General features: G+C 71.8%; 4 protein-coding genes. All 4 read right to left on the bottom strand.

The genetic code is table 11. From position 1 onward, the window contains the following. Nucleotides 1-530, bottom strand: a 530-nt coding sequence (gene htpX, locus RT051_RS06230) for a protease HtpX (RefSeq protein ID WP_313073749.1), incomplete at its 3' end; no start/stop codon positions are given. 191 nt (nucleotides 531-721) lie between these two features. Next, nucleotides 722-2,485, bottom strand: a complete 1,764-nt coding sequence (locus tag RT051_RS06225; RefSeq protein ID WP_313073746.1) for a putative bifunctional diguanylate cyclase/phosphodiesterase — start codon at nucleotides 2,483-2,485, stop codon at nucleotides 722-724. 52 nt (nucleotides 2,486-2,537) lie between these two features. Then, complete coding sequence (gene pyrC / locus RT051_RS06220) at nucleotides 2,538-3,593, bottom strand: dihydroorotase (RefSeq protein ID WP_313073743.1); 1,056 nt, start codon at nucleotides 3,591-3,593, stop codon at nucleotides 2,538-2,540. A 234-nt stretch (nucleotides 3,594-3,827) separates the two neighbouring features. Further along, nucleotides 3,828-10,019, bottom strand: coding sequence for an excinuclease ABC subunit A (locus tag RT051_RS06215; protein ID WP_313073740.1), 6,192 nt, complete (start codon nucleotides 10,017-10,019; stop codon nucleotides 3,828-3,830). Nucleotides 10,020-10,044: the final 25 nt, after the last annotated feature.

The following is a 10,044-nucleotide window of genomic DNA, read 5'->3' as shown; positions in this document are numbered from 1 at the left end:
TAGCCGATCACGCGCGACAGGAACACCACGAAGGTGTTCATCACGCCCTGGATCAGCGCCATGGTGACCATGTCGCCGTTGGCCACGTGGGCCACCTCGTGGCCGATGACGGCTTCGACCTCCTCGCGCGTCATGCCCTGCAGCAGGCCGGTGGAGACGGCCACCAGGGCCGAGTTCTTGAAGGCGCCGGTGGCGAAGGCGTTGGCCTCGCCCTCGTAGATGCCCACCTCGGGCATCTGGATGCCGGCCCGGTCGGCAAAACCGCGCACGGTCTCGACGATCCAGGCCTCGTCCTGGTTGCGCGGCTGGTTGATGATGTGCACGCCCATGCTCATCTTGGCAATCGGCTTGCTCATGAGCAGCGAGATGATGGCCCCGCCAAAGCCCATGATGAAGGCAAAACCGAGCAGCGCGCCCAGGTTCAGGCCGTTGGCGGTGAGGTAGCGGTTCACGCCCAGCAGGCTGGCGACGACGCCCAGCACCACCACCACGGCCAGGTTGGTCAGTAAAAACAGCGCAATGCGTTTCATGGGAAGAGTGTCTCCACGAGGGAAGGAAAAGAGCCCCCGGCAGGATGGGCGCCGGGCCCCGCCCATATGGGGAGGCCGGGCGGCGGTTCAAGCACCCCGGGGGCTGGGAAAAATGGGCCGGCCATCATAGAAGGCCGGCGCCGCCCGCACCGGGGTACACCCAGGCCGCGCACCGGATTGCCGCGCCGTCGTCAGCGTGGCAGCGGGCCTTGCCGCAGCAGCGCGTCGATGGCGCCGGCCGGCACGGGCGGCGAGCGCAGGAAGCCCTGGAACTCGTCGCACGTCGTCTGGCGCAGCCACTGCAGCTGCTCCTCGGTCTCCACGCCCTCGGCCACCACGCGCAGGCCCAGGGCGTGGCCCAGCGAGACGATCATGTCCGACAGCGCGCGTGCCTGAGGCATGTGGCCGATGAAGGAGCGGTCGATCTTCAGGCAGGTCAGCGGCAGGCGCTGCAGATAGGCCAGGTTGGAGTAGCCGGTGCCGAAGTCGTCCACCGCCACGCCGCAGCCGAGCCGGCGCAAGCCGTGCAGGGCCTGCAGCGTGGCCTCGTCGTTGCCCAGCAGGAGGGATTCGGTGATCTCCATCTCCAGCCGCGCGGGGTCGCAGCCGCTGCCCTCGATGATGCGCGCGAGCGTGTACAGCAGCCCGGCGTGCGCGAACTGCCGCGACGACAGGTTGACCGCCACCGACAGCGCGGCGCCCGCGTCCTGCCAGCGGCGCAGCTGCGCCGTGACCTGTTCGAGCACCTGCTCGCCCAGCGCCTGGATCAGCCCGGCCTCCTCGCAGACCGGGATGAAGGTCTCGGGCAACACCAGGCCCCGCTGCGGGTGCTGCCAGCGCACCAGCGCCTCGACCCCGACCATGCGGTCGGAGCGCAGGCTGTAGCGCGGCTGGTAGTGCACGACGAACTCGCGCCGCTCGACGGCGCGGCGCAGCTCGATCTCCAGCCGCAGCCGCGTGTGCGCCCGGGTCTGCATGGCGCTGGTGAAGCAGGCCACGCGGCCGCGCCCGCCCTCCTTGGCGCTGTACATGGCCAGGTCGGCCTGGCGCATCAGCGTGTCCACGTCCCGGCCGTCGCGCGGAAAGCAGCAGGCGCCCAGCGACGCGGTGACGCGGACCTCGTGCTGCGCCAGCCGCACGGGTCGGGCGATGGCCTGCAGCAAGCGCTCGCCCAGCGCCTCGATGGCCGCGCCGCCGTCGGCCACGGCGGCAAAGACCAGAAACTCGTCGCCCCCCAGGCGCACGACCAGGTCCTGCTCGCGTACAGCATGGCGCAGGCGGCGGGCCGTCTCCACCAGCAGCCGGTCGCCGGCCGCGTGGCCCAGCAGGTCGTTGATTTTCTTGAAATGGTCCAGGTCGATGCACACCAGCGCCGCCTGCTGGCCCGAGGCCAGCAGCTCGCCCAGGCGGCCGCGAAAGCCCTTGCGCATGAAATGCCGGTTGGGCAGGTCGGTCAGCGGATCGTGCAGCGCCGGTTGGCTGGCGTGTGGCCCGGCGTCGCTCCAAGGCTCGTCGACCGCCTCGCACAGCAGGGCCACGCGTCCGCCGGGCAGGCGCACGCCGCTGTAGACCAGGCTCAGGGTGCGTGGCACGCCGCGCGGGTAGAGCGTCCACAGCTCGCACGAGCGCGCGTCGTCGCGCTCGCACTCCCGCTGGTACTGGCGCAGGCGCCGGGCCACGGGCTCCGACATGTCGGACGCCATGTCGCGCGCGTTCAGCTCCCGCAGGTCGTCGGCGTGCCAGAGGGCCAGCGCCGCGGCGTTGGCCCAGTGCACGCGCGAGTGGTCGACATCGAACACCCAGACCGGATGCACCAGCCGCGCCAGCAGCGCCAGGGCGCTGACGTCGAGCTGCGGGAGGGCCGTGCCTTCGCCGGCCGCGGGCCGGGGCGGCGGGTCGGCACCGTGCGGGCCATGGCGCCCGGCGAGGTGGTCTTCTTGCACGGGCTGGTCCATGGTCTGCGTCCGGTGGAAGGGTCGGTGGGGAGCCCGCTGGCCGCGCTGGCGTTCAGCCCGCGGCCAGCCGCCAGGCCAGCGGCTCGCCCGCGCGCAGCGGCTTGAGCTCGGCCTCGCCGAAGGGGTAGGCCTCGGGCGGGGTCCAGGACTCGCGGCGCAGGGTGATGGTGCCGTCGTTCCTGGGCAGGCCGTAGAAGTCGGCGCCGTGGAAGCTGGCAAAACCCTCCAGCCGGTCGAGCGCGCCGGCCGCGTCGAAGGCCTCGGCATACAGCTCCATGGCCGCGTGGGCGGTGTAGCAGCCGGCGCAGCCGCTGGCGTGCTCCTTGAGGTGGGCCGGGTGCGGGGCGCTGTCGGTGCCCAGGAAGAACTTGGGCGAGCCGCTGGTCGCAGCCGCCACCAGCGCCTGGCGGTGCACCTCGCGCTTGAGCACCGGCAGGCAGTACCAGTGCGGGCGGATGCCGCCGGTGAACAGGGCGTTGCGGTTGTAGAGCAGGTGGTGGGCGGTGATGGTGGCGGCGGTGTAGGGATCGCTTTCCGCCACGTACTGGGCCGCCTCTTTCGTCGTGATGTGCTCGAAGACGATTTTCAGCTCGGGAAAGTCGCGCCGCAGCGGGATCAGCTGCCGTTCGATGAACACGGCCTCGCGGTCGAACAGGTCGATGTCGGGGCTGGTGACCTCGCCGTGCACCAGCAGCAGCATGCCGGCCTTCTGCATGGCTTCGAGCGTGGGGCGGATCTTGCGCAGGTCGGTCACGCCGGCGTCGCTGTTGGTCGTGGCGCCGGCCGGGTACAGCTTGGCCGCGACGATGCCGGCGGCCCGGGCGCGGGCGATCTCCTCGGGCGGCAGCCGGTCGGTGAGGTAGAGCGTCATCAGCGGCTCGAACGCCACGCCGGGCGGCACGGCGGCCAGGATGCGCTCTTTGTAGGCCAGCGCCTGCCCGGTGGTGGTCACCGGCGGGCGCAGGTTGGGCATGATGATGGCGCGGCCGAACTGCGCGGCGGTGTGCGGCACCACGGTGGCCAGCGGGGCGCCGTCGCGCACATGCAGGTGCCAGTCGTCGGGGCGGGTCAGGGTGAGGGTGGGGGCGCTGGAGGCGGTCGTCGTCATGGACGGCGATTGTCCCATCCGCGCAGCCCTGACGCCCCCAAGAAAAATCCCCGGCCGCCGCGAGGCGGCCGGGGAAAACCCCATGAAGGGGCGAGGGGTAACCATGAGACTTGCCGGCCAGAGGGCCGGCCGGCCGCGCTGCCAGCTGCAACGCGTTCCGAAAATCGTAGCGCGCCCTCCAGTCCCGGCGCTGTGCGCCGGGCGCCCGCACGGCTGTAGGAAAACGCCGCCTGCTCAGTCGCGCGCCAGCACCGGGGCCAGCGCCACGCCGGTGTGCGTGCCGGCCTGCACCACGCCCTCGGGCGGGGCGGCGGCGACGATGCGGCCCCCGCCCGTCCCACCCTCGGGCCCCAGGTCGATGACCCAGTCGGCCTCGGCGATCACGTCCAGGTCGTGCTCGATGACGATGACGCTGTGCCCGCCATCGACCAGCCGGTGCAGCACCTGGATCAGCCGGTGCACGTCGGCCATGTGCAGGCCCACGGTGGGCTCGTCCAGCACGTACAACGTGTGCGGCGCCTTCTGGCCACGGCGGCCGACCTCGTCGCGCACCTTGGTCAGTTCGGTCACCAGCTTGATGCGCTGCGCCTCACCGCCCGAGAGCGTGGGCGAGGGCTGGCCCAGCGTCAGGTAGCCCAGGCCCACGTCCTTCAAAAGCTGCAGCGGGTGCGCGATGGCCGGCATGCTGGCGAAGAACTCCACCGCCTCGTCGACCTCCATCCGCAGCACGTCGCCGATGTTCCTGCCCCGCCAGGTGACGGCCAGCGTCTCGGGGTTGAAGCGCGCGCCGCGGCAGACCTCGCAGGGCAGCTTGACGTCGGGCAGGAAGGCCATCTCGATGGTGCGCACGCCCTGGCCCTCGCAGGCCGGGCAGCGTCCGGCGCCGGTGTTGAAGGAAAAGCGCCCGGGGCCGTAGCCGCGTGCCCGGGCCTCCAGCGTCTCGGCGAACAGCTTGCGGATGGTGTCCCAGAAGCCGATGTAGGTGGCCGGGCAGGAGCGCGGCGTCTTGCCGATGGGTGTCTGGTCCACCTCCAGCACGCGGGCTATGGTCTCGAAGCCCGACAGGCCGGTGCAGCCGACCAGTTGCGGCGCCTTGCCCTCCAGGTCCATGGCCTCGCGCCCGGCCCGGGTCTGGCGCTGGCCGACCCAGGCGGCCACGTTGGCCAGCAGCACGTCACGCGCCAGCGTGGACTTGCCCGAGCCGGACACGCCCGTGACGGCCACCAGGCGCTGCAGCGGCACGCGCGCGGTGACGTGCTGGAGGTTGTGCAGGAACGCCCCATGGACCGTGAGCCATGCGGGTTTTTCTCCCTCTCCCTCGGGGAGAGGGTGGGGGTGAGGGCTGGAGGCGGTTGCTGCGTTTTTTGTAGCTGCAAGCCCAGATCTTTTGCTGGTTTTGCAGGTTTTTTTGTCGGAAACGCTGGCGGGTTCTTGAGGTGTAGCTATGGGATTGGTAGCGGGCTGGCCCTCACCCCGGCCCTCTCCCAGAGTGAGAGGGAGTGAAGAGGCGCCCTCGGGCGTGCCAGGGGGGAGGACCGGGCGGCGCGGGCGCGAGGGGTGGCGCATGGCGTGCAGCAGGTAGCGGCCGGTCTGCGACTCGGGCGCGGCCTGCAGGTCGGCCACGCTGCCCTGGGCCACCAGGCGGCCGCCGCGCACGCCGGCGCCGGGGCCGATGTCGATCAGGTGGTCGGCACGGCGGATGGTGTCCTCGTCGTGCTCGACCACCACCAGGGTGTTGCCCTTGTCGCCCAGCTGCTGCAGCGCGCCCAGCAGGATGCCGTTGTCGCGCGCGTGCAGGCCGATGGTCGGCTCGTCCAGCACATAGCACACGCCCTGCAGATTGCTGCCCAGCTGCGCCGCCAGGCGAATGCGCTGCGCCTCGCCGCCCGACAGCGTGGGCGCGCCGCGGTCCAGCGTCAGGTAGGACAGGCCGACCTCCTGCAGAAAGTCCAGGCGGCTTTGGATCTCGGGAAGCAGGTCGCGCGCGATGTCGGCCTCGCGGCCGGTCAGCTGCAGCGTGTCGATCCAGGCGCGCACCTGATGCACCGACAGGCGCGCCACGTCCGTGATGGGGGCGCCGGCAAACAGCACGGCGCGCGCCACCGGGTTCAGGCGCGTGCCTTCGCAGGCCGGGCAGGCCACTTCGGCCAGATCCTCGACCTCGGGCTCGGCAAAGCTCTGCTCGCGGCCGCGGCTGTCCTTGTCCGCCGGGGCCGAATCGTCCAGCACCGTGCGTTGCGCGCGCGTCAGCTGCACGCCCGTGCCCACGCACTCGGGGCACCAGCCGTGCTTGCTGTTGTAGGAGAACAGCCGCGGGTCCAGCTCGGCATAGCTGGTGGCGCAGACCGGGCAGGCGCGCTTGGTGGAGAACACCTGCAGCTGGCCGATGCCCGCCGTGGGCAGGCCGTCAGCCAGCGCCTGTTCGAGCCGCTCCATGCCGGCCAGCACGTGCACCACGCCCTTGCCCAGGGCCAGCGCGCGCGACAGCTCCTCGCGCAGACGCGCCTCGCTCTCGGGAGCGACGCGCAGGCTGGTCACGGGCAGCTCGATGGTGTGCTCCTTGAAGCGGTCCAGCCGCGGAAAGCCCGTGGTGGGCAGGAACTCGCCATCGACGCGCAGGTGCGTGTAGCCGCGCGGGCGCGCCCAGTCGGCCAGTTCGGTGTAGAGGCCCTTGCGGTTGAGCACCAGCGGCGCCAGCAGGCCGATGCACTGGCCACGGTACTGGCGCAGCAGCTGCGCGGCGATGCTCTCCATCGTCTGTGGCTGCACCGGCGCGCCGTCGTGGATGCAGTGCTGCACCCCCAGCTTGACGTACAGCAGGCGCAGGTAGTGCCAGACCTCGGTCACCGTGCCCACGGTGCTCTTCCTGCCGCCGCGCGACAGGCGCTGCTCGATGGCCACGGTGGGCGGGATGCCATAGACCGCGTCCACCTCGGGCCGGCCCGCCGGCTGCACGATGGAGCGGGCGTAGGCGTTGAGCGATTCCAGGTAGCGGCGCTGGCCCTCGTTGAACAGGATGTCGAAGGCCAGCGTGGACTTGCCCGAGCCCGAGACGCCGGTGATGACGTTGAACTTGCCGCGCGGGATGGCGACGTGCAGGCCCTTGAGGTTGTGCTCGCGGGCGTTGACGATCTCGATGGCGCCCTCCGGCTCCCTCTCCCCCGCGGGGGAGAGGGCGGGGGTGAGGGGGTCAGCGGCTGCGGCGCCCTCCTCGCGCACCCTCACCCCCACCCTCTCCCGCACGCGGGAGAGGGAGTAGGAGCCGGGCGCGCCGTCGTGGGCGCCGTGCCCGCCCTCCCCCAGCGCCTGCGCATACTCGCGCAGCGCCGCCGCCGTGTACGAGGTGGGGTGCTGGCGCAGCTCCTCGGGCGGGCCTTCGGCCACCAGGCGCCCGCCAGCGTCGCCCCCGTCCGGGCCCAGGTCGATGACCCAGTCGGAGGCGGCGATCACGTCCAGGTTGTGCTCGATCAGGACCAGCGAGTGGCCCGCCTCCAGCAGCTTCCTGAGCGCGCGCATCAGCTTGGCGATGTCGTCGAAGTGCAGGCCGGTGGTGGGCTCGTCGAACAAAAACAGCGTGCCCTTGCGCGCCAGCGGCTGGCGCGACTTGGCGCGGCTCCTGGCCGCTTCGGCCAGGAAGCCGGCGAGTTTCAGGCGCTGCGCCTCGCCGCCCGACAGCGTCGGCACGGGCTGGCCCAGGCGCAGGTATTCCAGGCCCACGTCGGCCAGCGGCGCCAGCGCCCGCACCACGTCGCGGTCGGCCGCAAAGCCCTGCACGGCCTCGCTCACGGTCAGCTCCAGCACGTCGGCCACGCTCAAAAGCCGGCCGCCGCGCTCGATGCGCACCTCCAGCACCTCGGGGCGGTAGCGGCGGCCGTCGCAGTCGGGGCAGCGCAGGTACACGTCCGACAGAAACTGCATCTCCACGTGCTCGAAGCCCGAGCCGCCGCAGGTCGGGCAGCGCCCGTCGCCCGAGTTGAAGCTGAACTTGGCCGCGGTGTAGCTGCGCTCGCGCGCCAGCGGCGCGGCGGCAAAGAGTTCGCGGATGGCGTCCCAGGCGCCGACGTAGCTCACGGGGTTGGAGCGCGCGGTCTTGCCGATCGGCGTCTGGTCGACGAACACCACGTCGGCCAGGTGGTCGGCGCCCAGCAGCCGGTCGAAGGCGCCCGGCGCCTCGGTGGCGCGGCCGAAGTGGCGCAACAGCGCCGGCGCCAGCACGTCCTGGATCAGCGTGGACTTGCCCGAGCCCGACACCCCCGTCACCGCGACCAGGCGCTGCAGGGGAAAGTCCACCGTCACGCCCTGCAGGTTGTGCGCGCGCGCGCCCTCCAGGATCAGGCGCGGCGTGGCCTCGGTGACCAGGCGCTTGATGCCGCCGCCGATGCGCCGGTGCCCGCCCAGGTACTGCCCGGTCAGCGTGTCGGCCCGCCTGAGCGCCTGCACGTCGCCGTCGAAGACGATGCTGCCGCCCTGCTCGCCCGGGCCCGGGCCCATGTCGATGACGCGGTCGGCGGCCAGCATGATGGCCGGGTCGTGCTCGACCACCACCAGGGTGTTGCCGGCGTCGCGCAGGCGCAGCATGGCCTCGGTGATGCGGTGCATGTCGTGCGGGTGCAGGCCGATGCTGGGCTCGTCGAGCACGAACAGGGTGTTGACCAGCGAGGTGCCCAGCGCCGTGGTCAGGTTGATGCGCTGCACCTCGCCGCCCGACAGGGTGCGGCTCTGCCGGTCAAGGTTGAGGTAGCCCAGGCCGGCATCGGTCAGGTAGCGCAGGCGGGTGTGGATTTCCTCCAGGATCAGGTGCAGGGCCTGGGCGTCGGCGCTACTCGCCTCTCCCCGTTTGGCTCCCTCTCCCTCTGGGAGAGGGTGGGGGTGAGGGCCGGCTGGCATGGCCGCGGCGCTGGCGGAAGCGGGCGTGGCTGGCTCCCACCCCTGCCCTCCCCCAGGGGGGGAGGGAGCAGGAGACGCATCCGGTGCGGCGCAAGCGCCGCCCGGCAGGCCTGTTGCGTCCTGGGCGTCCCTTTCCACCAGCGCAAAGAAGCGCCGCAGCCGCTCCAGCGGCAGCAGCATCAGGTCGTGCAGGCACAGCCCCGGCAGGGCTTCGAGCTGCGCCCGCGTCCACTGCACGCCGCGCGGCAGGAAGCGCTCGCCCGGGGCCAGCACCGCGTCGGCCGCCGCTCGGCTGCCCACGCGCCACAGCAGGCTCTCGGTCTTCAGACGCGCGCCGGCGCAGGTCGGGCACTGGGTGTAGCTGCGGTACTTGGACAGCAGCACCCGGATGTGCATCTTGTAGGCCTTGCTCTCCAGGTATTCGAAGAAGCGCCGGATGCCATACCACTGGCGGCTCCAGTTGCCGGCGCGAAAGTCCGGCGCACCCTCGATGACCCAGTGCCGCTGCGCCTCGCTCAGCTTGTGCCAGGGCGTGTCGCGCGGGATGCCGGCGGCCTCGGCGTGGCGCATCAGGTCGTCCTGCGTCTCCTTCCAGGCCGGCGTCTGGATGGTCTTGATGGCACCGGCGCGCAGGGTGAGGCGCTCGTCGGGCACGACCAGACCCCAATCCACGCCGATCACGCGGCCAAAGCCCCGGCAGGTCTCGCAGGCGCCGGCGGGCGAGTTGAAGCTGAACATGGACGGCACGGGCTCGGCGTAGCGCAGGTCGCTCTCGGGGCAGTGCAGGCCGGTGGAGAACTTCCAGACCTCGTCGCCCCCGCCCTCCCCAGCCGCCAGCGCATACACGGCCAGGCGCCCGCCGCCCCGGTGCAGCGCACCTTCGATGGCCTCGAGCACGCGCGCACGCTCGGCGCCCTGCAGGCGGAAGCGGTCGGCCACCACGTCCAGCAGCTTCTTCGGCCCGCTGGGGGTGGCCAGCTCGCGCTCGGCCTGCACGCGGGTGTAGCCGCTGGCAGACAGCCACTGCTGCACCTCGTCGGCCGTGGTGCCGCCGGGCAGCTCGACGGCGAAGGTGACGGCCAGGCGCGGGTCGCCGGCCGCGGCGGCGCGCCGCTGCAGCTCGGCGTAGATGCTCTCGGGGGTATCGTGGCGCACTGGCCTGGCTGTCTGGCGGTCGAACAGCTGGCCGGCGCGCGCCAGCAGGAGCTTCAGGTGGTCGTTGAGTTCGGTCATCGTCCCCACGGTGGAGCGCGAGCTGCGCACCGGGTTGGTCTGATCGATGGCGATGGCCGGGGGCACGCCCTCGACCTTGTCCACCGCCGGCCGGTCCATGCGGTCGAGGAACTGGCGCGCGTAGGCGCTGAAAGTTTCCACGTAGCGGCGCTGGCCCTCGGCGTACAGCGTGTCGAAGACCAGGCTGGACTTGCCCGAGCCGCTGGGCCCGGTGACCACCGTGAGCTCGCCGGTGCGGATGTCCAGGTCGATGTTTTTCAGGTTGTGCTGGCGCGCGCCGTGGATGCGGATCAGTCCGTGGGTCATGGAGGGTCTTTGCTGCGTGGGGCAA

It is taken from the genome of Melaminivora sp. (genome assembly GCF_032059615.1).
GTDB lineage: Bacteria > Pseudomonadota > Gammaproteobacteria > Burkholderiales > Burkholderiaceae_C > Melaminivora.
This window is presented reverse-complemented; position numbering and strand designations above follow the sequence as displayed.